The following is a 21,591-nucleotide window of genomic DNA, read 5'->3' on the forward strand; positions in this document are numbered from 1 at the left end:
AGGACCGGGGGCCAGCCCCCGGACCCCCGAGATATTTTCATGAAGAAGAAAGCGTCAGCGCGGCAGATGCCCGGACGCGAGTGAAAGGATAACAGAGATGCCGAAGGTTCTCGTATCGGACAAACTGTCGGAAACCGCCGTCCAGATTTTCCGCGATCGCGGGGTCGAGGTCGATTACCTGCCTGATCTGGGCAAGGACAAGGACAAACTGGCCGAGGTGATCGGGCAATATGATGGGCTGGCCATTCGGTCCGCGACCAAGGTGACCGAGAAGCTGCTGGAACATGCCACGAATCTGAAGGTCGTGGGTCGCGCCGGGATCGGGGTGGACAACGTCGACATTCCGGCCGCCAGCAAGAAGGGCGTGATCGTGATGAACACGCCTTTCGGCAACAGCGTGACCACCGCCGAGCATGCCATTGCAATGATGTTCGCCGTGGCGCGGCAATTGCCCGAGGCCAGCGTGTCGACCCATGCCGGGAAATGGGAAAAGAACCGCTTCATGGGGGTCGAGCTGTTCAACAAGACCCTGGGTGTGATCGGGGCGGGCAATATCGGCAGCATCGTGATCGACCGGGCGCTTGGGTTGCACATGAAGGTTCTGGCCTTTGATCCCTTCCTGTCGGAAGAACGGGCCAAGGATCTGGGCGTCACCAAGGTCGAGCTGGACGATCTGCTGGCCAAGGCCGATTTCATCACCTTCCACGTCCCGCTGACCGACAAGACCCGCAATATCCTGTCGCGCGAGGCAATCGCCAAGCTGAAGCCCGGCGCGCGGATCATCAATTGCGCCCGCGGCGGTCTGGTCGACGAAGAAGCGCTGGCCGAGGCGTTGAAGGACGGCCGCGTGGCCGGTGCGGCATTCGATGTCTTTGCCGTCGAGCCGGCGACTGAAAGCCCGCTGTTCAACCTGCCCAATGTGGTGGTGACGCCGCATCTGGGGGCCTCGACCACCGAGGCGCAGGAAAACGTCGCCCTGCAAGTGGCCGAGCAGATGTCGGACTATCTGCTGACCGGCGCAGTCGAGAATGCGCTGAACATGCCGTCGGTCACCGCAGAAGAGGCCGCTGTCATGGGGCCATGGATCGCCCTGGCCGGTCATCTTGGTGCCTTTGTCGGGCAGATGACCGATGAGCCGATCAAGGCCATCAACGTACTGTATGACGGTGTCGTGTCGGAAATGAACCTGAACGCGCTGAATGCCGCCGTGATCTCGGGCGTGATGAAGGCGACCAATCCCGATGTGAACATGGTCTCGGCCCCGGTCATCGCCAAGGAACGTGGCGTGCAGATCGCCACCACCCGTCAGGACAAGGCCGGCGTGTTCGAGGGCTATATCAAGCTGACGGTCGTGACCGGCGAACGCGAGCGGTCCATCGCCGGCACCGTGTTCAGCGATGGCAAGCCGCGTTTCATCCAGATCCGTGGTATCAACATCGACGCCGAGGTTGGCGAGCACATGCTGTATACCCGCAACCGCGACGTGCCGGGCGTGATCGGGGCGCTGGGCATGACGCTGGGCGAATTGGGCGTGAACATCGCGAACTTTACGCTGGGTCGCGCGGGTGCCGGCGATGATGCGATCGCCATCCTGTATCTGGACGAGGCGATCTCGGACGAGGCGCTGGCATCGCTGCAAAAGACCGGCAAGTTCCTGCAAGCCCGCCGTCTGCATTTCCAGATCTGAACCCTGTCAGACTTGCCAAAGCAAAGGATCCCGGCCAGACAGGCCGGGATCTTTGTCATTCGGCAGGAGGACCAATGCGGGTCTATACTATCGGCGACATTCACGGCCAGTTGCAGCTGTTGAAGGACGCGCATCGGCTGATCGAGGCCGATGGCGGGCAGGATGCCCGGATCGTGCATCTGGGCGATCTGATCGACCGCGGACCCGATTCGCGCGGGGTCGTCGACCATCTGATGAACGGGCAGGCACAGGGTCGCGACTGGATCGTGCTGCGCGGCAATCACGACCGCTTTCTGCCTGCCTTTCTTGCCGATCCCGATTGGGCCGATCCGGGGCTGGCCACGCCGGTGGTCTGGACCGATCATCCGGGGCTTGGGGCGGCGGCGACGCTGGCATCGTACGGGGTCGATGCGGATCAGCCACGGGCCGCGCTGCACAAGGCGGCGCGGGCTGCCGTGCCGGTCGAGCATGCCGAATTTCTGGCTGGCCTGCCGCTGTGGTATTTGCAGGATCGGCTGCTGTTCGTTCACGCCGGGATCCGGCCCGGCATCGACTTGCAGTCGCAGACCGAGCAGGATCTGGTCTGGATCCGCAAGGGGTTTCTGGACAGCCCCGTCGATCATGGCCCGCTGGTGGTGCATGGTCATACCGCAATCGACCGCGCCACCCATTACGGCAACCGCCTGAATATAGATAGCGGCGCGGCCTATGGCGGGCCCCTGTCTGCCGTTCGGCTGGATGCAGATGGCGCCTGGCTGCTGGGTCCGGGCGGCAGCCAGCCTCTGCGGCCGCAGCACGACGCATCATGAACAGCAGTTCGCGATCCTGGCTGCCGGCTCTTCTTGCCGGCCTGGTCATGGCCGGTGCCGCCATCATCCTGCTGACCATGGGACGAGAACCCATCTGCACCTGCGGCGTGGTCAAGCTGTGGCATGGCGTCACCAACAGCGCGGAAAATTCGCAGCATTTGACCGATTGGTACACGCCGTCACATGTGCTGCATGGGCTGGTTTTCTATGCGCTGCTGCATTGGTTGCTGCCGCGATTGGGGCTGGGCTGGCGGTTCCTGCTGGCCACGATGATCGAGGCGGCATGGGAAATCGCCGAAAACACCGATGCGGTGATCGAACGCTATCGCGCGGTGACCATCTCACTGGATTACTATGGCGATGCGGTGGTCAACTCGATGGCCGATATGGTCGCCATGATGTTTGGCTTCTGGCTGGCGCGGGTGCTGCCGGTCTGGCTGTCGGTCCTCCTGTTCCTGGCGACCGAGGCGCTATTGCTTCTGGTGATCCGCGACGGATTGTTGCTGAATGTGCTGATGCTGCTGTGGCCGGTCGAGGTGATCCGGCAATGGCAGGCGGCGGGATAGGAGATCGAGATGAAGCGAATCATTCTTGCGGCACTGCTGGCGGCCGGTCCGGCAATGGCCGAGGAAGTGGGCGAGATCAGCGTCGATTGGGTCGGCAACGACATCATCATCGAGGCGATCCGCGATCCCGACGTGGCGGGCGTGACCTGCCATCTGGCCTATTTCGATCGCTCGGTGATCGACCGGCTAAGCCAGGGCAACTGGTTCGAGGATCCGTCAAATTCGGCGATCGAATGCAGCCGCACCGGGCCGATCCAGATTGGTGACATTGCCCGCGGGAAGGGTGGCGAGAACGTGTTTTCGGAAGGACGCTCGCTGATCATCAAATCGCTGCGGGTCAAACGGGTCTTTGACGAGACGAATGGCGTTCTGGTCTATCTGGCTCATGCAAATGAACTGACCGAAGGCTCGGCCAAGATGGCGATCTCGACCGTTGCCCTGACAGCCGAGGAAAGGGCTGCGGCGCAGGCCCGATAGCTGCCTTGCCGTAGCGATAGGGACAGTTTGCGGATCGGATGTCGTTCCGGCCCCCGTGACAGTGGACAGCGGCCCAGGATTGGATTACTGCATTTTCGCTTGGGATGCACACATGACACCACACCGCCGAGTCGCAAAATATAATCTGGGGCAGATCGTTCGCCATCGCAGCCGCGATTTTCGCGGGGTGGTGTTCGATGTCGACCCGGAATTTGCGAATACCGAGGAATGGTATGAATCCATCCCCGAGGATATCCGGCCAGCCAAGGACCAGCCCTTCTATCACCTGTTTGCCGAGACCGAAGCGACCTATTACGTCGCCTATGTGTCCGAACAGAACCTGGTGCCAGACGGATCGGGCGAGCCGTTGGACCACCCCGAAGTGACCGAGTTGTTTGGCGAGTTCGAGGACGGGCGCTATCCGCTGCAATCGCCAATGAACTGATCGGGGTTGGTTCCAGACGTTCGGGAAGGTCGTCAGCCCGCCGGCTTTTCAGGGTCGCTCGACGCATCTTCCGAAACCGGGACGCGGAAGGCCAGGAAGTTTCGGGTTTCCTCGCGGTAATAACACAGCTCTTGGGTCAGGTCGTGGATCAGGAACCAGCCAAAACCACCTTCGGGCAGGTCGACGCTGTGGGCATCGGGGATCGCGCCGGGCAGAAGGCAACCATCAGGCAGTGAAATACCGTCATCGGTGACGGCGCAGGACAAGCCGCCGGCATGCCGGACGATGCAGATATGGATCATGGGTGCCGCCCGGAGCGTGCCGCCATCTGGTCCGGTCTCGCCGATCCAGGGGCCATGTTCGGCGACATTGTTCATGACCTCGGCCAGCACCAGCTCCAGCCGGCCAAGCGCATCCTCGTCGATATCGGCGGCAAAGCGGCGACGGATATCGGCCAGCGTGTCACGGACCAGCAATGGCTGGGCCCGAAGAACCCGGTGAAACATTGGCTGCGCGCCCCGGTCCAGATCGCCGGTTTGTCCGGGGTCATGGCTGTTGGCCGCGTTCATCAACCTACCTCCCTCTCCGTGCGCGGGGCATCCGAGATGGTAAAGACGGTATCCATCCGCGTCAGGCGAAAGACCCGTTCGACATTCGGCTGCAACCCTTCCAGAACCAAGGATATACCATGAGGCATCGCCTTGTGGATGGCGATCATCGCGCCAAGGCCGGAACTGTCCATGAACTGCACCTGACGCAGATCCAGCAGCACGGGTGTGCTGCATTTCGACACGATCTCGCGCATGCGATCCTTGAACCGCGTTGCGATGGCGGCATCCAGCCGCTGCTCTTCAACCCGGATCACGATTCGATGCGCGTCCGGCGCGACAGTCAGGTTCATCGGACAATCCCTTGCATCTTCGGTGCCGGGATCCTTACTAGACGGAAATGGTTACGATCCGGTAAGCGTGGCAGAAATCTGCGGAGGACGATCATGACAATTCGAAATGTCTATATCCTGGGTGCGGCGCGCACGCCGATGGGCGGATTGCAGGGCGCGTTTGCGGATGTAACCGCCGCCCAGCTGGGCGGGGTCGCCATCGCCGCCGCGCTGGATCGGGCCGGGGCCGCGCCCGATGCGCCACAGGCGCTGTTGATGGGCTGCGTGCTGCCCGCCGGACAGGGGCAGGCGCCGGCGCGGCAGGCGGGTTTTGCGGCCGGGCTGCCGCAATCGGTGCCGGCGACCACGCTGAACAAGATGTGCGGGTCGGGCATGCAGGCGGTGATGATGGCCGCCGATCAGATCCGCGCCGGCAGCGCCGATCTGGTCGTTGCCGGCGGCATGGAAAGCATGACCAATGCCCCCTATCTGCTGCCCAAAATGCGCGGCGGCGCCCGTCTGGGGCATACGCAGGCGCTGGACCACATGTTCCTGGACGGGCTGGAGGACGCCTATGACAAGGGCCGGCTGATGGGCACCTTCGCCGAGGATTGCGCCAGCGCCTTCGGCTTTACCCGCGAGGCGCAGGACGATTACGCCCTGGCCAGCCTGAGCCGCGCCAATGCCGCAATCACCAGTGGCAGCTTTGCCGCCGAGATCGCCCCGGTTACGGTCAACGGACGCAAGGGTGCGGTCGTGGTCGATACCGACGAACAGCCCGGCAATGCCCGGCCCGAAAAGATCCCGACGCTGAAGCCCGCCTTCCGCAAGGATGGCACGGTGACGGCGGCAAACAGCAGCTCGATTTCGGATGGGGCGGCGGCGCTGGTCGTGGGCGCCCGTGCCGAGGGCGCCATTGCCCGGATCGTTGGCTATGCCGGCCATGCCCAGGCCCCGGCTGATTTTCCAACGGCGCCGGTTCCCGCAGCCGAAAAGCTGCTGGATCAGATCGGATGGAGCAAGGATGACGTCGATCTGTGGGAGGTGAACGAGGCCTTTGCCGTTGTTCCCATGGCCTTCATGGCGCGGATGGGCCTGTCCCATGACAAGGTCAACGTGAATGGCGGTGCCTGCGCGCTTGGCCATCCGATCGGCGCATCAGGTGCGCGGATCATCGTCACGCTGATCCATGCCTTGCAGGCGCGGGGCGGCAAGCGGGGCGTGGCCGCGATCTGCATCGGCGGTGGCGAGGGCACGGCCATCGCGGTCGAGCTGGTCTGACCCCGCGCGGAACTGCCGGGCGATCGCCATGCCGGCACGGTTGGCAGCCTCCGGCGGGGATATTTGGCTCAAAGCGAGGGCAGTTTCGTCGCCCGAAATACAGGCAATGCGCGCTGAGCCCCGTGAAACCGTGGAGTTTTTCGCGGAAACCTGTGCTTGTGTCATAGACATTCGCGCGCCGCATGCTGATCATCGGTCGAAACGGCCGGGTCCGGTAGGTGGTCGCAGTCAGGGGGGCGCAATGAGTTACTATAACGAGATGTTTGAGGGCAAGCAGGTCCGCGAGCCCTATGCCATGCTGCGCGCATGGGTCGATACCATGCCCGACGATTTTCGCCAGATGAAGCAGGCCGAGGCCGAGGCGCTGTTTCGCCGCATCGGCATCACCTTTGCCGTTTATGGCGAGGGCGGCGACCCGGACAGGCTGATTCCCTTCGACATGATGCCGCGGGTGTTCGAACAGAACGAATGGCGCAAGCTGGAGCGCGGGATCAAGCAGCGGGCGCGGGCGCTGAACGCCTTTTTGCGCGATGTCTATGGCCGGGCCGAGATCGTCCGCGCCGGGCGCATCCCCGCGCGGCTGGTCTATCAGAACGAAGCCTATGAGAAATCGGTCGTCGGCGTGGTGCCGCCGCGCGGGGTTTACAGCCATATCATCGGCATCGACCTGGTGCGCACCGGCAAGGACGAGTTCTTCGTGCTGGAGGACAACTGCCGCACGCCATCGGGTGTCAGCTATATGCTGGAGAACCGCGAGATCATGATGCGGATGTTCCCGCAATTGTTCCGCAACAACCGGATCGAGCCGGTGGACCAATATCCCGAACTGCTGCGCCGCACGCTGGAATCGGTGGCCCCGGCGAAATGCGACGGCCGGCCCACCTGTGTGATCCTGACGCCGGGCCATTTCAACAGCGCCTATTACGAACACAGCTTTCTGGCCAACCTGATGGGCGTAGAGCTGGTCGAGGGACAGGATCTGTTCGTGGATGGCGAGTTTGTCTATATGCGCACGACACAGGGGCCCAAACGTGTCGACGTGATCTATCGCCGGCTGGACGATCCTTATCTGGACCCGCTGTGTTTCCGCCCCGATTCGATGCTGGGCGTGCCTGGGCTGATGGATGTCTATCGCTCGGGCGGGGTGTCGATCTGTTCGGCCCCCGGCGCGGGTGTCGCCGATGACAAGGCGATCTATACCTTCGTCCCCGAGATGGTGCGCTTTTATCTGGGGGAAGAGCCGATCCTGAACAATGTGCAGACATGGACGCTGTGGAAGGATGACGACTATAAATACGTGATGGAGAACCTGCCCGAACTGGTGGTGAAAGAGGTTCATGGCTCGGGCGGCTATGGCATGCTGGTCGGGCCGAAATCGACCAAGGCCGAGGTCGAGGAGTTTCGAAAGAAGATCGAGGCCAATCCCGGCAACTATATCGCCCAGCCCACCTTGTCGCTGTCGACCTGCCCCACGTTTGTCGAGGAGGGCATCGCGCCCCGGCATGTCGATCTGCGCCCCTTCTGCCTGTGCGGCGACCGGATCGAACTGGTGCCGGGCGGGTTGACCCGCGTGGCCCTGCGCGAAGGGTCGCTGGTGGTGAACTCGTCGCAAGGCGGGGGGGTCAAGGATACCTGGGTCCTGTCGGAATAGGGGGAAGACGAAATGCTTAGCCGTACCGCCGCCAACCTGTTCTGGATGGGCCGCCATCTGGAACGTGCCGAAACCGCTGCCCGGCTGATCGACGTGGGCCAGCGCATCACCCTGCTGCCCAATACCGAGCAGGGCTATCAGAACGAATGGACCTCTCTGTTGCAGGCCTCGGGCACGGCCGATGCCTTTGCCGCGAAATATGGCGAGGTCACGCAGGAGAAGATCGAAGAATTCTTGTTCTTTGACCGCGAAAACCCGTCATCCGTGGTTTATTGCCTTGAAAAAGCGCGTGAAAGCGGCCGGATAGTGAGAACCGCGCTGACCGGGCAGGTCTGGGACGCGCTGAATGTCGCCTATCAGGAACTGCGCCGGATGGAGCGGATTCCGCGCGGCAAGCTGGACACGGCCGAGATGACCGAGTTCACCACCCGCCATGCCTCGACCGTGCGGGGGGCGATCAACGCCACCCAATTGCGCAATGATGGCTGGCATTTCATGAATCTCGGCTATGGTCTGGAACGGGCCGATGCGACCGCCCGGCTGCTGGACGTCAAATATTTCGTGCTGTTGCCGCGGATCGAATTTGTCGGTTCGGGCTTGGATACCTATCAATGGCAGGTAATCTTGCGGGCTTTGTCGGCGCATCGGGCCTTTCACTGGGCCTATGGCGGCGATGTCACGGCCGGCCGCGTAGCCGATTTCCTGATCCTGAACGGGGAAAGCCCGCGTTCGCTGATCACCTCGCTTTACGAGGCGGTCTGGCATCTGGAAGGCCTGGCGCGACGTTATGGGGATCAGGTGCCAACGACGGCGCGCGACAAATCGCGCGAGGTGCTGGATCGCTTGCAGAACCAACAGATCGACACGATCTTCGATGATGGGCTGCACGAATTCCTGACCTGGTTCATCACCGAGATCGGCAATATCGCGACGCTGACACATCAGGATTATCTGCGGGGGGGATCCTAGGCCATGAAGTTGCAGATTTCGCACGAGACGGTCTATGGCTATGACCAACCGATCCGTAACCTGGTGCAAAGCCTGCGGCTGACGCCGTCGGTCTTTGAGGGGCAAAAGACCCATGAATGGGAGATCGACGTGACCGGCGGCATGCGCGGCCCCGGTTTTCGCGACGGTGCCGGCGACTGGATCGAGGGCTGGACCGTTCGCGGCCCGGTTCAAGAGGTGACGGTGCGGATTTCAGGCAGGGTGGATACCCGTGACACGGCGGGCGTGCTGCGCGGCCACCGCGAGATGATTCACCCGCTTGCCTATCTGCGCGACACCCGGCCCACGCGCGCAGATGACGGTCTGCGCGATCTGGCGGCCCAGGTCGGCGGCTCGGCCGACCTGCTGGACCTGTCGCACAAGCTGTCGGGTGCGGTGGCCGATGCCATTCGCTATACGAACGGCTCGACCCATGCCGCGACCACCGCAGCCGAGGCGCTGGCCCTGGGCGAGGGCGTGTGTCAAGACCACGCCCATGCGCTGATCGCTGTGGCACGGGAACGCGATCTGCCGGCGCGCTATGTGTCGGGTTATCTGCATTCGACACAAGACGGCCAGTCACATGACGCCGCCCATGCCTGGGCCGAGATTTTTGTGGACGGGCTGGGCTGGGTTGGGTTCGACGCGGCCAATCGCTGCTGTCCTGACGAACGCTATGTTCGGCTTGGTTCGGGGCTGGATGCGCAGGATGCGGCCCCGATCCGCGGCGTGGCCATGGGGACCGGAACCGAGAAACTGGCCGTCGCCGTGCGGGTCGAGGAACTGGCGCAATAGTCGCGTTTTGATATGCGCGCGACCGGCATTCCGGCCAGGGGTGCCGGTCGTGATTTCGGTGGAAATCTGGTGGAGCCAAGGGGAGTCGAACCCCTGGCCTCATCATTGCGAACGATGCGCTCTACCAACTGAGCTATGGCCCCATCCGCCGGTTTTTTGAACCGCGGCGATACGCTTGTCAAGCGGCCTTCACTGGCAGCGCCTGTGCAATCGCAACTGTCACCACTTTGCGGTGAGGGCCGGATCAGCAGGTGAGGATGCGGTCTGCCGGGAATCCGCTGCCGCGACCGATGCGGCGGCGACAATTGACGAAGGGCGGGTGGGCAAAGTGCGGGGCGAAGGCCGGCCATGGCGCCGGCTGCACCGTCAATCCGGCCCTGCGCACCGCGATCGGGACAAGATCAACGCCCCGTCATTGCAGCTTCGACGAACCGGACCAGATCAGCCGCCGGACGGGCACCGGACAGCCGTGCGATTTCGCGGCCCTGTCGGAACAGGATAAAGGCCGGGATGCCCTTGATGTTCCACCGCACCGTCGCCGCAGGTTCGCGTTCCGTGTCGATCTTGACCAACCGTGCCCGGCCTTTCAACTGGGTCGCGGCCTTGTCGAACTCTGGCGCCATAGCCCGACAGGGGCCGCACCATGGCGCCCAGAAATCGACCAGCAAGGGCAACCCATCGGAGCGCGCCGCCTTGTCCAGCGTATCGAAATCAACCGCGACCGGCTTGCCCGGCAGCAGGCCCGCGCCGCAGGTGCCGCATTTCGGCCCAGAGCCAAGCCTATCCGAAGGCACGGCATTGACCTGGAGGCATTCCAGGCAGGTCAGTTTCAGCTTTTCGGCCATCGCCGTATCCTTACATCGCGGTTTTGCGACATATCTGCGCGGTGTATCGCCGCTTCAAGTGCTCGGGGCGGGATCGGAACTTGTGCAGGCGCCTGGCGCTGTTGCTATCGTTCGATTTTGTCTACTATATTATGATGATGACACATTCTGATGACCTTGATGCACGGATCGGTGCGCGCGTCCGTGCCGAACGCGAAAGTCGCGGCTGGTCACTGACTGACCTGGCCAAGCGCGCCCTTGTTTCGCGGGCGATGATCCACAAGGTTGAACGCGGTGAAAGCAGCCCCACCGCAAATCTGCTGGCCAAGCTGTCGGGCGCCTTTGGGCTTAGTATGTCGACCCTGATGGCGCGGGCCGAACTTGGGCAGGGAAGGCTTTTGCGCAAGCAAGATCAGCCGGTCTGGACCGACCCGGTTACCGGCTATCTGCGCCGCCACGTCTCGCCACGGTCAGAAATGCCATTGGATTTGGTGCATGTCACGCTGCCGCCGGGGCAAGAGGTGCCGATGCCCGCATCTGCCTTTGCCTTCATCCGCCAGCTTATCTGGGTTCTGGATGGCAACCTTGTCTTTGTCGAGGGACCGGCCCGGCATGAGATGCAGTCAGGTGACTGCCTTGAACTGGGCCCGCCCGCTGACTGTGTGTTCCGCAACGAAAGCGACCGCCCTTGTCTTTATGCTGTCGCAGTGCTGCGAAACAGCTGATCCGTCCTGTCGCAGATCGTTGACATTACATCTAATATAGTGGACCGAATGATATTATGATGTCATTGGGTGCAGCATGATGATTCGAGATGCAGAAGGCAGGGATATCGCCGGAATAACGGCGATCTATAACGACGCGGTAGAACGGACGACCGCGATCTGGAACGACGCCAAGGTCGACATTGCCAATCGCACGAACTGGTTGGCCGAGCGGCGGCACGCGGGCTATCCGGTGCTGGTCGCGGTGGACGACGCCGGCGAGGTTCTGGGCTATGCCTCATTTGGTGATTGGCGCGCCTTTGACGGCTATCGCCACACGGTCGAACACTCAGTCTATGTCCGAAACGATCAGCGCGGCGCGGGCATCGGGGCGGCGCTGATGCAGGTGCTGATCGACCGGGCGCGACAGGCTGGCAAGCACGTCATGGTGGCGGGGATTGAGGCCGGAAATACCGGATCAATCAGGCTGCATAAAAAATTGGGCTTCCAGCAGGTTGGGCTGTTGAAACAGGTCGGCACCAAATTCGGCAACTGGCTTGACCTGACCCTTCTGCAACTGTTGCTGGACGACCGCGCCACCCCTGATCTGACAAAGGCCGCGCCATGACCGTTTTTCTGTTCTTCATCCTTGTTGCCGCAGGCGCCGCACTGGTCGTGCAGAATATCATCATGATGCAGATGTCAGTGCGGGCATCGACCATCCTGATCGTCTTGCTGATGAATTCCGCCGTCGGGCTGGTTTTGTTGTCGGCCCTGCTGATTGCGCGAACCGGGTTTGGCGGCATCCGCGAGCTTGTCAGCGGCTTTCAGCCCTGGGCGATCCTGCCCGGCCTGCTGGGGACGTTCTTCGTTTTCGCCAGTCTGCTGGGCTATCAACGGGTAGGGGCGGCGGCGACGGTTTCCATCCTCGTCGCCAGCCAGTTGCTTCTGGGCCTGACCGTCGATCTTGCCCGAACAGGCAGCCCGTCGCCTGTGACGCATCTGCCCTCGCTCGTCGGTGCCGCGCTGCTGGTTCTGGGCGCCTATCTGGTCGTGTCTCGCAGTATCTGAGCGGCGGATTACTCCGCCGCTTGCGCATAAGCCTCCAACGGCGGACAGGTGCAGATCAGATTCCGGTCGCCATAGGCGTTATCCACACGCCCGACAGGCGGCCAATACTTGTCCACACGGAATGCGCCCGGCGGGAAGCAGCCCTGTTCGCGGCTGTAAGGACGGTCCCATTCGGCCACCAGATCCTCGACCGTATGGGGCGCGCGGCGCAGCGGGCTTTCATCGGGTTTCATCCGGCCCTCGGCGACCTCGGTGATCTCGTCCCGGATCGCCATCAGCGCGGTGATAAAACGGTCTATCTCGGCCTTGGTTTCGGACTCGGTGGGTTCCACCATCAGCGTGCCGGCGACCGGCCAGCTCATCGTGGGCGCATGGAACCCGTTGTCGATCAGGCGCTTGGCAATGTCGTCCACGGTCACGCCATGTTCGGCAAAGGGCCGCGTATCGAGGATGCATTCATGCGCCACCCGCCCGCGATTGCCCATGAACAGGATCGGGTAAGCCCCGGCAAGACGGCTGGCGATGTAATTGGCGTTCAGGATAGCCACACGGGTCGCCTGCGTCAGCCCGGCCCCGCCCATCATCAGGCAATAAGCCCAGGAAATCAGCAGGATCGAGGCGCTGCCATAGGGTGCCGCCGAAACCGCGCCGCTGTCATCATCGCGGGGATCGCCCGGCAGATGCGGCGCCAGATGCGCCTTGACGCCGATGGGGCCCATGCCGGGGCCGCCGCCGCCATGGGGGATGGCAAAGGTCTTGTGCAGGTTCAGGTGGCTGACATCGCCGCCGATCTCGCCCGGCTTCACCAGCCCGACCAGCGCGTTCATGTTTGCCCCGTCGATATAGACCTGCCCGCCATGATCATGGGCGATCTGGCAGACCTCGCGCACGGTATCCTCAAAAACGCCATGCGTGCTGGGATAGGTGATCATCACGGCGGCCAGCTTATCGCCCGCCGCCCTGGCCTTGTCGGCGAAATCTTCAAGGTCGATGTCGCCATTGGGGGCCGATTTCACCACCACGACCTTCATGCCGCACATCTGCGCGCTGGCCGGGTTGGTGCCATGCGCCGAAACCGGAATCAGGCAGACATCGCGCTGATCATCGCCATTGGCGCGGTGATAGGCCTGAATGGTCAGAAGCCCCGCATATTCCCCCTGCGCACCGCTGTTGGGCTGCATCGAGAAGGCGTCATAGCCGGTGATCTGGCACAGCTTGGCTGTCAGATCTTCGATCGCCTCGGCATAGCCGGCGGCCTGATGGCGCGGCGCAAAGGGATGCAGCGCGCCGAATTCGGGCCAGGTGATCGGCATCATCTCGGCCGCGGCGTTCAGCTTCATCGTGCAGGACCCCAGAGGGATCATCGCCCGGTCCAGCGCCAGATCGCGATCCGACAGGCGACGCATATAGCGCATCATCTCGGATTCCGCGCGGTTCATGTGGAAAACCGGATGGGTCAGGTAATCGCTGTCGCGCAGCAGGGCATCGGGAATGGCGGGTGCGGTCGCGGGGGTCGCGGCCTCTCCGATGCCAAAGGCGTCCAGCAGCCGCGCGATCACGCCTGCATCAGTGGTCTCATCGACGCTGATGCCCACGCGGTCACGGCCAACCTTGCGCAGGTTGATGCCGCGCTGCTCGGCTGCGGCCAGAATGCCGGCCTGACCGACGCCGACCTTGACGGTGATGGTGTCAAAGAACGCATCCGGCGCGACCTCTGCCCCGGCGTTGCGCAGGGCATCAGCGACGGTCACGGCATGCAGATGCACCCGCTGCGCGATGGCGCGCAGCCCGACCGGCCCGTGGAATACGGCGTAGAAGCTGGCCATGACCGCCAGCAAGGCCTGCGCGGTACATACATTCGACGTGGCCTTTTCGCGGCGGATATGCTGTTCGCGGGTTTGCAGCGACAGGCGATAGGCCTGATTGCCGCTCGCATCAATGGAAACCCCGACGATCCGTCCCGGCATGGTGCGCTTCAGCGCATCGCGGCAAGCCATGAAGGCGGCATGCGGGCCGCCATAACCCATCGGAACCCCGAACCGCTGCGACGAGCCGACAGCGATATCGGCCCCCATCTCGCCCGGCGATTTCAGCAGGCACAGGGCCAGCAGGTCGCTGGCCACCACGGCCAAGGCACCATTGGCATGCAACGCCTCGATTTCGGGCGTCAGGTCGCGGATATGGCCGTAGGTGCCCGGATACTGGAAGATCGCGCCAAAGACCGCGCCCGCATCCAGATCGTCGATGGATGCCTTGACCACCTTGATCCCCAAGGGGGCGGCTCGCGTCTCGATCACCGAAATGGTCTGCGGATGCAGATCATGGGCGACAAAGAACGTATCGGATTTGGACTTCGACTGGCGATGCGCCATGGCCATCGCCTCGGCCGCCGCCGTCGCCTCGTCCAGCAGGGACGCATTGGCCACCGGAAGCCCGGTCAGATCGGCCACCATGGTCTGATAGTTCAACAGCGCCTCAAGCCGGCCCTGGGCAATCTCGGGCTGATAGGGGGTATAGGCCGTATACCAGGCCGGATTCTCAAGAATATTCCGCTGGATCGCAGGCGGCGTGACGGTGCCGTAATAGCCCTGCCCGATCAGGCTGGTCATCACCTTGTTCTTGCGCGCCACCTCTTCCATCCGGGCCAACAGCGCGGCTTCGGACAGGGCGGGCCAGTCCAGCGGGCTATGCTGCCGGATCGCCTTTGGCACGGTCTGGTCGATCAGCGCCTCCAGGCTGTCGGCCCCCACAGCCTTCAGCATCTCGTCCATCTCGGCGGGCGAAGGACCGATATGGCGGCGATTGGCGAAATCATCGGGATTATAGCGGGTCGGGTTCCAGCGGCTCATCACAACCATCCATGTAGGGAAGCAAGGCCCGGCAAAAGGCCTCATCATCCGTGCAGAAATATCCTCGGGGGGTCCGGGGGGCGAAGCGCCCCCGGTCCGACAGTCAGAATCAGCCGATCAGCGCCTGATAGGCGGCTTCATCCATGAAACCATCCATGACGCCAGCATCGGCGGGCTTGATCTTGAAGAACCACGCCGCCATCGGATCGGCATTCACATCGCCGGGCGCATCGGCCAGCGCGCTGTTGACGGCGGTGATAACGCCCGCAACCGGCGCGGTAATGTCAGATGCGGCCTTGACCGATTCGATCACCACGACCTCTTCGCCAGCGGCAACCTCGCGACCCTCTTCGGGCAGCTCGATGAACACCACATCGCCCAGCTGCTCGCTGGCATGGGCGGTGATGCCGACGACGATCTCACCACCTTCGTCGCGCAGCCATTCGTGATCTTCGGTGTATTTCAACATGGGATAAGTCCTCAGCGTTTGTAGGAAGGGGTGACAAAGGGCAGGGCGGAAATGCGAACCGGCACCCGGCGACCGCGAAGATCGGCCCAGACAAGACCGCCCTCGGCCAGTTCCGCCGGCAGATAGGCCATGGCCACCGGCCCGCCAACCGTCGGGCCAAAGCCGCCGGAACAGACCGTGCCGATCTGGGCGCCACCTGCTTCGGCCTCGAACAACGCCACACCCTCGCGGATCGGCGCCCGACCCTCGGGGCGCAGCCCGACGCGCCGGATTGTCGCCGATCCGTCAGCCAGTTGCCCCAACACCCGGTCAGCGCCCGGAAAACCGCCCTCGCGGGCACCACCGCGACGACGCGCCTTGCCGATCGCCCAGCTCAGCGCCGCCTCGGCCGGGGTGGTTTCCTCGGTCAGGTCATGGCCATAAAGCGGCATTCCGGCTTCCAGCCGCAAACTGTCCCGAGCAGCCAGTCCGATGGACATCACCTCGGGCTGATCCAACAGGGCATCGGCAAAGCTGCGCAGATGGGTCTGTGGAACCGAAATCTCGAATCCATCCTCGCCGGTATAGCCCGAGCGGGATACCCAAAGCTCGGCCCCGTTCCAGTTGTGGCTGGCGACATCCATGAACTTCATCGCCGCCACGCCAGGCAGAAGCCGGTCCAGCACCAGCTGGGCCATGGGACCTTGCAGCGCCAGCAGACCGCGATCGGTGATCGGCTGCACGCTGACGCCAGCCAGCTTTTGCAGATGCGGGATATCATGGTCGGCGCGGGCGGCGTTCACCACAAGCAGATAGTGATCGCCGCGATTGGCGAACATCAGGTCGTCCAGAATGCCGCCCTGATCATTGGTGAACAGCCCATAGCGCTGACGCCCCTCGGGCAGACCCAACACATCGGCGGCAATCAGGCTTTCCAGCGCCAGCGCGGCGCTTGTCATATCGCCATCCATGGGCGCGACCCGCACCTGCCCCATATGCGACACGTCAAACAGCCCGGCATGGGCACGCGTGTGCAGATGTTCGCCCAACACGCCTTGCGGGAATTGCACCGGCATGTCCCAACCCGCGAAAGGCACCATCTTGGCCCCTTCGGCGACATGCAGATCGTAAAGTCCGGTCCGTTTCAGTTCCTCGGCCATCGGCCCTCCCCAAATTTGGCGCCGGTGGTCCGGCATCTGTCAACCGGCATGACGCCAGCCCTAGATGCCCCTTCTGTCCCTGCCCGCTGACGGGCGCCTGAGATCGTTATCCCTTCGGCGGGCCATCTCGGCCACTCTCCAGAGTTCTGACGGATAACGGTCCTTTTGCCTGAGAGTTCGCCGGGGCGGCTGCTCCTTCGGCACTGGCGCGTCGCCAGCTTCTCCCGAAATCCTGTGCAAGACAGGTACCGACACTGCCCGGCCAACGCAAGAGATTTGTCATCCGGGCACCGCGACGGCGCCCATTCAGGTTTTCGGAAAGACGAACACCCGGTCGCGCCGCAACATCAGCCACATGGGCGTGCCGGCGGGCGGTAGGAACACGCCGGGCACGGTGGCACTAAGCGTAATGGCATCATCGTCGGTGACGAATTCAACCAGCGATTCCCGGCCCAGATAGCGCGCCCGCACGACCCGCGCATGGGCGGCCGTGCCATTTTCCGGCGTCGGCGCCGGCCCCTGCCCGTTTCGGTCGAAATCAATCTTCAGGTGCTGGGGACGAATGACGATATCGACCTCGGTTTCATCGGGCACGCCGGGGGTCAGAAATTCACCAAAGGGCGTATGCGTCAGCGCCCCTTTGACCTTGCCGGTCAGCAGGTTCAGATCGCTGAAAAACGCCGCGACCTGGCGGTCGACCGGGGCGTTGTAAAGGTTATAGGGCGCGCCCTGCTGCACAATGCGCCCGTCCCGCATCAACAGGATCTGATCGGCCATCCGCATCGCCTCGACCGGCTCATGCGTGACCAGCAGAACGGCGGTGCCTTCCTCTTTCAGCAGGGCCAGCGTGTCGTCACGGATGCCGTCGCGCAGCCGTTCGTCCAGCCCGCTGAACGGCTCGTCCATCAGCAGCACGCGAGGGCGGGGCGCCAGCGCGCGAACCAGCGCCACCCGCTGCTGTTCACCGCCAGACAGTTGATGGGGATAGCTGTCGATATGCCGCCCCATCTGAACCCGGTCCAGCAATTCCGCCACACGAGGCCGGTTGGCGGCCTCGCCGCCCTTCAGGCCAAAGGCCACGTTCTCGGCCACGGACAGATGCGGGAACAGCGCGAAATCCTGGAACATCAGCCCAATGGCGCGGCGTTCGGGCGGCACACGAAAGACCGTGTCGCAGACCAGTTGCCCATCGACCAGGATACGCCCCGAATCCTGCATATCCACGCCGGCAATGATGCGCAGCGTCGTCGATTTCCCGCAGCCCGAGGGCCCCAGCAGGCAGGCAACCTGCCCGGCGGGGATGGCGAAAGACACGTCATCCACGACCTTGCGTCCGCCAAAGCTGCGGGTGAGATTCTGCACCTCTAGTCGCGGAGGGATCTGCACGGGGTCTGCCAGATTCTTTCGGTCAGGTTTTACCGGGCCTATCAGCGCGGCAATTCAGTCGCAACCAGTTCCATCGGCAACCAGCCATGGATCGGGGCAAGATCGGGCAGCCGCGCAGCCCAGACGGCACCGCCTCCGGGCGGCTGATCGGGGCGGGTTCGGGCATCGGTTCCGGTCAAAGCGCACCAGCATAATGTTCCGATCCCACCATGCCCGACGATCAGCAGATCGCCCTGCGTCTGCATCACCGCATGCCGACCCATCGCATCCATCCCGCGCGCCTGCACATCATCGGCACGTTCCCAGCCTTCCACATTGTCGCCGGGATTGGCAAAAAACGCATCGGCCAGCGCCTCGTGCCGGTCATGGGGCAGATAGCCGGTGGCCGAGCGGTCGATCTCGTTCAGCGCCGGATCGCGCAGCGGGACCAGTCCCAGCATGTCGGCGATCAGATCGGCAGTCTCGATCGCCTTGCGTTCAGTGCTGCTGATGATGCGGCTGGTGGCCGCCAGCCAATCCGCCCCGGCAAGCGCCTGCACCCGCGCCCTGCCCTGATCGGACAGGGGCCAGTCGGGCACCGGCACCGCCGGATCTATCACCACCTGCGGATGACTGAGATAACGCAATACAGTCATCTGTCGGGCTCAGATGGTGACGTTCAGCGCCCCACCGTCCAGCAGGATGTTCTGCCCGATGATGAACCGCGCCTGCTGGCTGCACAGAAAGGCGCAGGTGGCGCCAAAGTCCTCGGCCGTGCCATAGGTGCCGGCGGGAATGCTGGCCTCGCGGCGCTTGCGGGCCTCGTCCACGCTGATGCCGGCCGCCTTGGCCGCGCCGCCATCCAACCCCTTGGCCCGGTCGGTCGCATGGATGCCGGGCAACAGGTTGTTGACCACCACGCCACTGCCCGCCACCTGCCGCGACATGCCCGCCACGAAACCGGTCAACCCGGCGCGGGCAGTGTTCGAAAGCCCCAGAACGGCAATGGGCGAACGCACCGATTGCGAGGTGATATTGACCACCCGGCCCCAGCCACGATCCATCATCCCCGGCACCAGAGCCTGCATCAGGGCGATGGCGCTCAGCATATTGCCGTCGATGGCCTTGATGAAATCGTCACGGTTCCAGTCGGTCCAGTTGCCCGGCGGCGGGCCACCGGCGTTATTGACCAGAATATCCGCCTGCCCCACGGCGGCCAACACCTTGGCGCGACCCTCATCCGTGGTGATGTCAGCGGCAACGGGCGTCACCTCGACACCATATCTGTCCGCAATCTCGCGCGCGGTGGCTACGATTTCCGCCTCGGTCCGGCTGTTGATGACCAGGTCAACCCCGGCCTCGGCCAATGCCTCGGCGCAACCACGGCCCAGACCCTTCGATGCGGCGCAGACCAGCCCGCGCTTGCCCTTGATCCCAAGATCCATGCATTCCCTCCGTCGATTATCGCGGCAGGGAAACCCGTCCATGCCGGGATGTCAAACCCCTGCCTTGCGGCCCGGCCACCCTAGTCGCCGCCGCCACCACCCCCGCAATCACTGGACGAGTCACCGGAATCGCAGCCCCAGCTGTCATTACCCGCATATCCCGCGCCAGACCCCGAAGCGTCATGAGTATAATCGCTGCCCCGGCGCGACCGCCGCCACCGCAGAATTCGTGGCACCAGGATCAGCAACGCAAAAAATGTGAACAGCGCCGGAAGAATATAGCGCTCCAACCGCCCTAACCCCCAACTGCATCGCGAATCGCGCGCATGTTCGCGCCATAGACATGCGCCTGGTCGACCGACCCGCCCTTGAACACGGCGGACCCGGCCACCAGCACATCGGCGCCAGCCTTCACGACCAGAGGGGCGGTCTTGGGATCGACCCCGCCATCCACCTGAATATGGATCGGCCGATCTCCGATCATCCCGCGCAGTCGGGCGATCTTGTCGACCTGGCTGTGAATGAATTTCTGCCCGCCAAAACCGGGATTGACCGTCATCACCAGAACCATGTCGGCCAGATCCAGCACATATTCGACGGCCTCCAGCGGCGTGCCGGGATTCAGCGCCACACCGGCCTTCTTCCCGGTGGCGCGGATCGCCTGCAAGGTCCGGTGAATATGCGGCCCGGCCTCGACATGGGCGGTGATCATGTCGGCCCCGGCCTCGGCATAGGCCTCGATATAGCGGTCGACCGGCGCGATCATCAGATGCACATCCATGAAGGTCTTCACATGCGGACGAAAGGCCTTCACGGCGGGCGGGCCAAAGGTCAGGTTCGGGACGAAATGCCCGTCCATCACGTCGACATGTACCCAATCCGCACCCTCGGCCTCGATGGCGCGGATCTCACGCCCGAAATCGGCAAAATCAGCGGACAGGATCGACGGGGCGATCTTGATGCGGCGGTCGAATGTCATGGCACGGCCCTCGGCAATATGCGTGCCGCACCCTTACGGCCCCAACGCATGACAGGTCAACCACAGGCACAGCCTGCTTTGGTGCCTGCTTTGGTCCCGAAATATCCTCGGGGGGTCCGGGGGGCAGACAGCCCCCGGCCATCGCCCCCGGCAAGGTCTCCCGGCAGATCAGAAGCACAGGATTTCGGCCTCGGCCTCTGCGCGGCGCAGCGTGGCGACGATTTCGGTCATCTGCGGCATCCCGCGAAACATGCTCGCCCGCTCGCCCGAGACCTGACGCATGGTCAGGACCGTCTCGGCGCTGACATAGTCGTCATAGGTGATCACGCTGGCGATCTGGTCGATGGCACAGGAACAGCGGTCCAGCATCTCGCGGGTCTGGCCATTCGTGGCCATGCAGGCAAAGACATATTCGGCCCGCGCATTGGTAGGGAAATCACTCACCTCTTGTGCGGCGGCCGGGGTGGCCAGAAGGCACAAAACGGCAAGGCCCGACCTCATTTCATCACCAGACGGTTCAGATAGCCAGGCCTGTCACCCTCAGTCCGCGCGACCATTTCGCGAATCGGCGCCTTGGGGCCGCCAATGGTAAAGACCATTTCCATCGTCTCGAAACCGCCCATCCGCGCGGCGTTGGGATCGGCCGCGAAGGGGGTGAACCGCGCCACGACGGTATCGCCGTCACGCGTCAGGTTGCCACCGCCAAACAGCGCGTCCTTCATGCGGTTGCGGATATAGAAGGGGCTGCCTCCGGTCAGGACGGCCATGTCGCGGGCGGTGCGTTCCAGAAAGAAGGTCAGCACCGGATCGCCGCCGCTGATCGGGAAGGGGCCCAGCTTGCGCTGGAAATCACTGGCGTCATGGATCAGTTGCAACACCGGCTTGCCATCTGCGGGATCGACGATCTCGGTCAGGGTCAGCGTGCCGTCCTGAACCGGACGAAAGCCCTCAGCGGCGGGGCCTTCGACGGTTTCGGACCAGACCAGCTGCGCCTCGCCCAAAGACCATGGCCCGCGCTCGGCAAAGACCGCATCGCCGGCCTCGCCGGCAAGTGTCGGCGCGACAGGGATCAACAGCAAAGCCAGCGCAAGGCAGATGGTTTTCCTCATTCCGGTATCCTCCCAAGAACCGCCCAAGAACCGCAATGGCACGATGGCGCAGCACCGGG

24 protein-coding genes, 1 tRNA gene and 1 riboswitch are annotated in these 21,591 nt (G+C 63.4%); of the genes, 12 read left to right on the plus strand and 13 right to left on the minus strand.

Annotated elements, in window-relative coordinates:
- The first annotated feature begins 97 nt into the window (after positions 1-97).
- The 5 genes from serA to hspQ all read left to right on the plus strand — a co-directional run bounded on the left by serA (position 98) and on the right by hspQ (position 3,984).
- Positions 98-1,687 carry a phosphoglycerate dehydrogenase gene (gene serA / locus FNJ84_RS03940; protein ID WP_143791706.1) on the plus strand — a complete coding sequence of 530 codons (1,590 nt, stop codon included), beginning with the start codon at positions 98-100 and terminating at the stop codon, positions 1,685-1,687.
- 74 nt (positions 1,688-1,761) lie between these two features.
- Complete coding sequence (locus FNJ84_RS03945) at positions 1,762-2,496, plus strand: metallophosphoesterase family protein (protein WP_143791708.1); 735 nt, start codon at positions 1,762-1,764, stop codon at positions 2,494-2,496.
- Positions 2,493-3,062, plus strand: a complete 570-nt coding sequence (locus FNJ84_RS03950; RefSeq protein ID WP_143791710.1) for a DUF2585 family protein — start codon at positions 2,493-2,495, stop codon at positions 3,060-3,062. Before FNJ84_RS03945 ends, FNJ84_RS03950 begins: the two co-directional genes overlap by 4 nt.
- 9 nt (positions 3,063-3,071) lie before the next feature.
- Positions 3,072-3,539 (plus strand): CreA family protein, encoded by a 468-nt coding sequence (locus tag FNJ84_RS03955; RefSeq protein WP_143791711.1) that lies wholly within the window; start codon positions 3,072-3,074, stop codon positions 3,537-3,539.
- 112 nt (positions 3,540-3,651) lie between these two features.
- Positions 3,652-3,984 carry a heat shock protein HspQ gene (gene hspQ, locus FNJ84_RS03960; RefSeq protein WP_143791712.1) on the plus strand — a complete coding sequence of 111 codons (333 nt, stop codon included), beginning with the start codon at positions 3,652-3,654 and terminating at the stop codon, positions 3,982-3,984.
- A gap of 32 nt (positions 3,985-4,016) precedes the next feature.
- On the opposite strand, the gene FNJ84_RS03965 is transcribed toward hspQ, so the two are convergent.
- A complete protein-coding gene (locus tag FNJ84_RS03965; RefSeq protein ID WP_143791713.1) occupies positions 4,017-4,553 on the minus strand; it encodes an ATP-binding protein in 537 nt (178 codons plus the stop codon).
- Positions 4,553-4,885 (minus strand): STAS domain-containing protein, encoded by a 333-nt coding sequence (locus FNJ84_RS03970; RefSeq protein WP_143791714.1) that lies wholly within the window; start codon positions 4,883-4,885, stop codon positions 4,553-4,555. Before FNJ84_RS03970 ends, FNJ84_RS03965 begins: the two co-directional genes overlap by 1 nt.
- Positions 4,886-4,984: 99 nt before the next feature.
- Here FNJ84_RS03970 and FNJ84_RS03975 point away from each other — a divergent pair, with 99 nt between their 5' ends.
- From FNJ84_RS03975 to FNJ84_RS03990, 4 genes are all read left to right on the plus strand, one after another.
- Positions 4,985-6,145 carry an acetyl-CoA C-acyltransferase gene (locus FNJ84_RS03975; RefSeq protein ID WP_143791876.1) on the plus strand — a complete coding sequence of 387 codons (1,161 nt, stop codon included), beginning with the start codon at positions 4,985-4,987 and terminating at the stop codon, positions 6,143-6,145.
- Positions 6,146-6,386: 241 nt separating this feature from the next.
- Positions 6,387-7,796 carry a circularly permuted type 2 ATP-grasp protein gene (locus FNJ84_RS03980; RefSeq protein WP_143791715.1) on the plus strand — a complete coding sequence of 470 codons (1,410 nt, stop codon included), beginning with the start codon at positions 6,387-6,389 and terminating at the stop codon, positions 7,794-7,796.
- Positions 7,797-7,808: 12 nt separating this feature from the next.
- Entirely contained in the window at positions 7,809-8,765 is a 957-nt protein-coding gene (locus FNJ84_RS03985; RefSeq protein WP_143791716.1) for an alpha-E domain-containing protein, read from the plus strand.
- A 3-nt stretch (positions 8,766-8,768) separates the two neighbouring features.
- Positions 8,769-9,578, plus strand: a complete 810-nt coding sequence (locus tag FNJ84_RS03990; RefSeq protein ID WP_143791717.1) for a transglutaminase family protein — start codon at positions 8,769-8,771, stop codon at positions 9,576-9,578.
- Between the two features lie 67 nt (positions 9,579-9,645).
- On the opposite strand, the gene FNJ84_RS03995 is transcribed toward FNJ84_RS03990, so the two are convergent.
- Both FNJ84_RS03995 and trxC read right to left on the minus strand, forming a co-directional pair.
- Positions 9,646-9,721 (minus strand) — tRNA-Ala (locus FNJ84_RS03995).
- 258 nt (positions 9,722-9,979) lie between these two features.
- Positions 9,980-10,423 (minus strand): thioredoxin TrxC, encoded by a 444-nt coding sequence (trxC, locus tag FNJ84_RS04000; protein WP_143791718.1) that lies wholly within the window; start codon positions 10,421-10,423, stop codon positions 9,980-9,982.
- Between the two features lie 137 nt (positions 10,424-10,560).
- Between trxC and FNJ84_RS04005 the strand changes: the two genes are divergently transcribed.
- The 3 genes from FNJ84_RS04005 (at position 10,561) to FNJ84_RS04015 (ending at position 12,177) form a co-directional block, all read left to right on the plus strand.
- Positions 10,561-11,127, plus strand: a complete 567-nt coding sequence (locus FNJ84_RS04005; protein WP_143791719.1) for an XRE family transcriptional regulator — start codon at positions 10,561-10,563, stop codon at positions 11,125-11,127.
- A 76-nt stretch (positions 11,128-11,203) separates the two neighbouring features.
- Complete coding sequence (locus FNJ84_RS04010) at positions 11,204-11,734, plus strand: GNAT family N-acetyltransferase (protein ID WP_143791720.1); 531 nt, start codon at positions 11,204-11,206, stop codon at positions 11,732-11,734.
- Positions 11,731-12,177 (plus strand): DMT family transporter, encoded by a 447-nt coding sequence (locus FNJ84_RS04015; RefSeq protein ID WP_143791721.1) that lies wholly within the window; start codon positions 11,731-11,733, stop codon positions 12,175-12,177. The genes FNJ84_RS04010 and FNJ84_RS04015 overlap by 4 nt, the downstream gene beginning before the upstream one ends.
- A gap of 8 nt (positions 12,178-12,185) precedes the next feature.
- Here the strand turns inward: FNJ84_RS04015 and gcvP are convergent, their stop codons facing one another.
- The 9 genes from gcvP to FNJ84_RS04060 all read right to left on the minus strand — a co-directional run bounded on the left by gcvP (position 12,186) and on the right by FNJ84_RS04060 (position 21,532).
- Positions 12,186-15,026: an aminomethyl-transferring glycine dehydrogenase gene (gene gcvP, locus FNJ84_RS04020; protein ID WP_143791722.1), complete on the minus strand. Its 2,841-nt coding sequence runs from the start codon at positions 15,024-15,026 to the stop codon at positions 12,186-12,188.
- 109 nt (positions 15,027-15,135) lie between these two features.
- Complete coding sequence (gcvH, locus tag FNJ84_RS04025) at positions 15,136-15,492, minus strand: glycine cleavage system protein GcvH (RefSeq protein ID WP_185968421.1); 357 nt, start codon at positions 15,490-15,492, stop codon at positions 15,136-15,138.
- Between the two features lie 14 nt (positions 15,493-15,506).
- On the minus strand, positions 15,507-16,634 hold the full coding sequence (gene gcvT / locus FNJ84_RS04030) for a glycine cleavage system aminomethyltransferase GcvT (RefSeq protein ID WP_143791724.1): 1,128 nt from the start codon (positions 16,632-16,634) through the stop codon (positions 15,507-15,509).
- 147 nt (positions 16,635-16,781) lie between these two features.
- A riboswitch (glycine riboswitch) is annotated at positions 16,782-16,871 on the minus strand.
- Between the two features lie 69 nt (positions 16,872-16,940).
- The gene (locus tag FNJ84_RS04035; RefSeq protein ID WP_143791725.1) at positions 16,941-18,032 is read right to left on the minus strand and encodes an ABC transporter ATP-binding protein; all 1,092 of its coding nucleotides are present in this window, start codon (positions 18,030-18,032) and stop codon (positions 16,941-16,943) included.
- Between the two features lie 29 nt (positions 18,033-18,061).
- Entirely contained in the window at positions 18,062-18,646 is a 585-nt protein-coding gene (locus FNJ84_RS04040; protein ID WP_185968411.1) for a histidine phosphatase family protein, read from the minus strand.
- 18 nt (positions 18,647-18,664) lie between these two features.
- Positions 18,665-19,444, minus strand: coding sequence for an SDR family oxidoreductase (locus FNJ84_RS04045; protein ID WP_143791727.1), 780 nt, complete (start codon positions 19,442-19,444; stop codon positions 18,665-18,667).
- A 295-nt stretch (positions 19,445-19,739) separates the two neighbouring features.
- Complete coding sequence (gene rpe / locus FNJ84_RS04050; protein ID WP_143791728.1) at positions 19,740-20,423, minus strand: ribulose-phosphate 3-epimerase; 684 nt, start codon at positions 20,421-20,423, stop codon at positions 19,740-19,742.
- Positions 20,424-20,591: 168 nt separating this feature from the next.
- Positions 20,592-20,924 (minus strand): hypothetical protein, encoded by a 333-nt coding sequence (locus tag FNJ84_RS04055; RefSeq protein ID WP_143791729.1) that lies wholly within the window; start codon positions 20,922-20,924, stop codon positions 20,592-20,594.
- Positions 20,921-21,532, minus strand: a complete 612-nt coding sequence (locus tag FNJ84_RS04060; protein WP_143791730.1) for a hypothetical protein — start codon at positions 21,530-21,532, stop codon at positions 20,921-20,923. Before FNJ84_RS04060 ends, FNJ84_RS04055 begins: the two co-directional genes overlap by 4 nt.
- Between the last annotated feature and the right edge of the window lie 59 nt (positions 21,533-21,591).

Source organism: Paracoccus sp. M683, from assembly GCF_007096355.1.
In the GTDB taxonomy this organism is placed as follows: domain Bacteria; phylum Pseudomonadota; class Alphaproteobacteria; order Rhodobacterales; family Rhodobacteraceae; genus Paracoccus.

Coding starts and splice junctions, on each gene's coding strand:
- hspQ (WP_143791712.1), top strand. CDS start 3,652: ATGACACCACACCGCCGAGTCGCAAAATATAATCTGGGGCAGATCGTT.
- trxC (WP_143791718.1), bottom strand. CDS start 10,423: ATGGCCGAAAAGCTGAAACTGACCTGCCTGGAATGCCTCCAGGTCAAT.
- serA (WP_143791706.1), top strand. CDS start 98: ATGCCGAAGGTTCTCGTATCGGACAAACTGTCGGAAACCGCCGTCCAG.
- FNJ84_RS04015 (WP_143791721.1), top strand. CDS start 11,731: ATGACCGTTTTTCTGTTCTTCATCCTTGTTGCCGCAGGCGCCGCACTG.
- FNJ84_RS04055 (WP_143791729.1), bottom strand. CDS start 20,924: ATGAGGTCGGGCCTTGCCGTTTTGTGCCTTCTGGCCACCCCGGCCGCC.
- FNJ84_RS04060 (WP_143791730.1), bottom strand. CDS start 21,532: ATGAGGAAAACCATCTGCCTTGCGCTGGCTTTGCTGTTGATCCCTGTC.
- FNJ84_RS04005 (WP_143791719.1), top strand. CDS start 10,561: ATGACACATTCTGATGACCTTGATGCACGGATCGGTGCGCGCGTCCGT.
- FNJ84_RS03965 (WP_143791713.1), bottom strand. CDS start 4,553: ATGAACGCGGCCAACAGCCATGACCCCGGACAAACCGGCGATCTGGAC.
- FNJ84_RS03985 (WP_143791716.1), top strand. CDS start 7,809: ATGCTTAGCCGTACCGCCGCCAACCTGTTCTGGATGGGCCGCCATCTG.
- gcvP (WP_143791722.1), bottom strand. CDS start 15,026: ATGAGCCGCTGGAACCCGACCCGCTATAATCCCGATGATTTCGCCAAT.
- FNJ84_RS03950 (WP_143791710.1), top strand. CDS start 2,493: ATGAACAGCAGTTCGCGATCCTGGCTGCCGGCTCTTCTTGCCGGCCTG.
- FNJ84_RS03945 (WP_143791708.1), top strand. CDS start 1,762: ATGCGGGTCTATACTATCGGCGACATTCACGGCCAGTTGCAGCTGTTG.
- gcvT (WP_143791724.1), bottom strand. CDS start 16,634: ATGGCCGAGGAACTGAAACGGACCGGACTTTACGATCTGCATGTCGCC.
- FNJ84_RS03980 (WP_143791715.1), top strand. CDS start 6,387: ATGAGTTACTATAACGAGATGTTTGAGGGCAAGCAGGTCCGCGAGCCC.
- FNJ84_RS03970 (WP_143791714.1), bottom strand. CDS start 4,885: ATGAACCTGACTGTCGCGCCGGACGCGCATCGAATCGTGATCCGGGTT.
- FNJ84_RS04045 (WP_143791727.1), bottom strand. CDS start 19,444: ATGGATCTTGGGATCAAGGGCAAGCGCGGGCTGGTCTGCGCCGCATCG.
- FNJ84_RS03990 (WP_143791717.1), top strand. CDS start 8,769: ATGAAGTTGCAGATTTCGCACGAGACGGTCTATGGCTATGACCAACCG.
- FNJ84_RS04010 (WP_143791720.1), top strand. CDS start 11,204: ATGATGATTCGAGATGCAGAAGGCAGGGATATCGCCGGAATAACGGCG.
- rpe (WP_143791728.1), bottom strand. CDS start 20,423: ATGACATTCGACCGCCGCATCAAGATCGCCCCGTCGATCCTGTCCGCT.
- FNJ84_RS03955 (WP_143791711.1), top strand. CDS start 3,072: ATGAAGCGAATCATTCTTGCGGCACTGCTGGCGGCCGGTCCGGCAATG.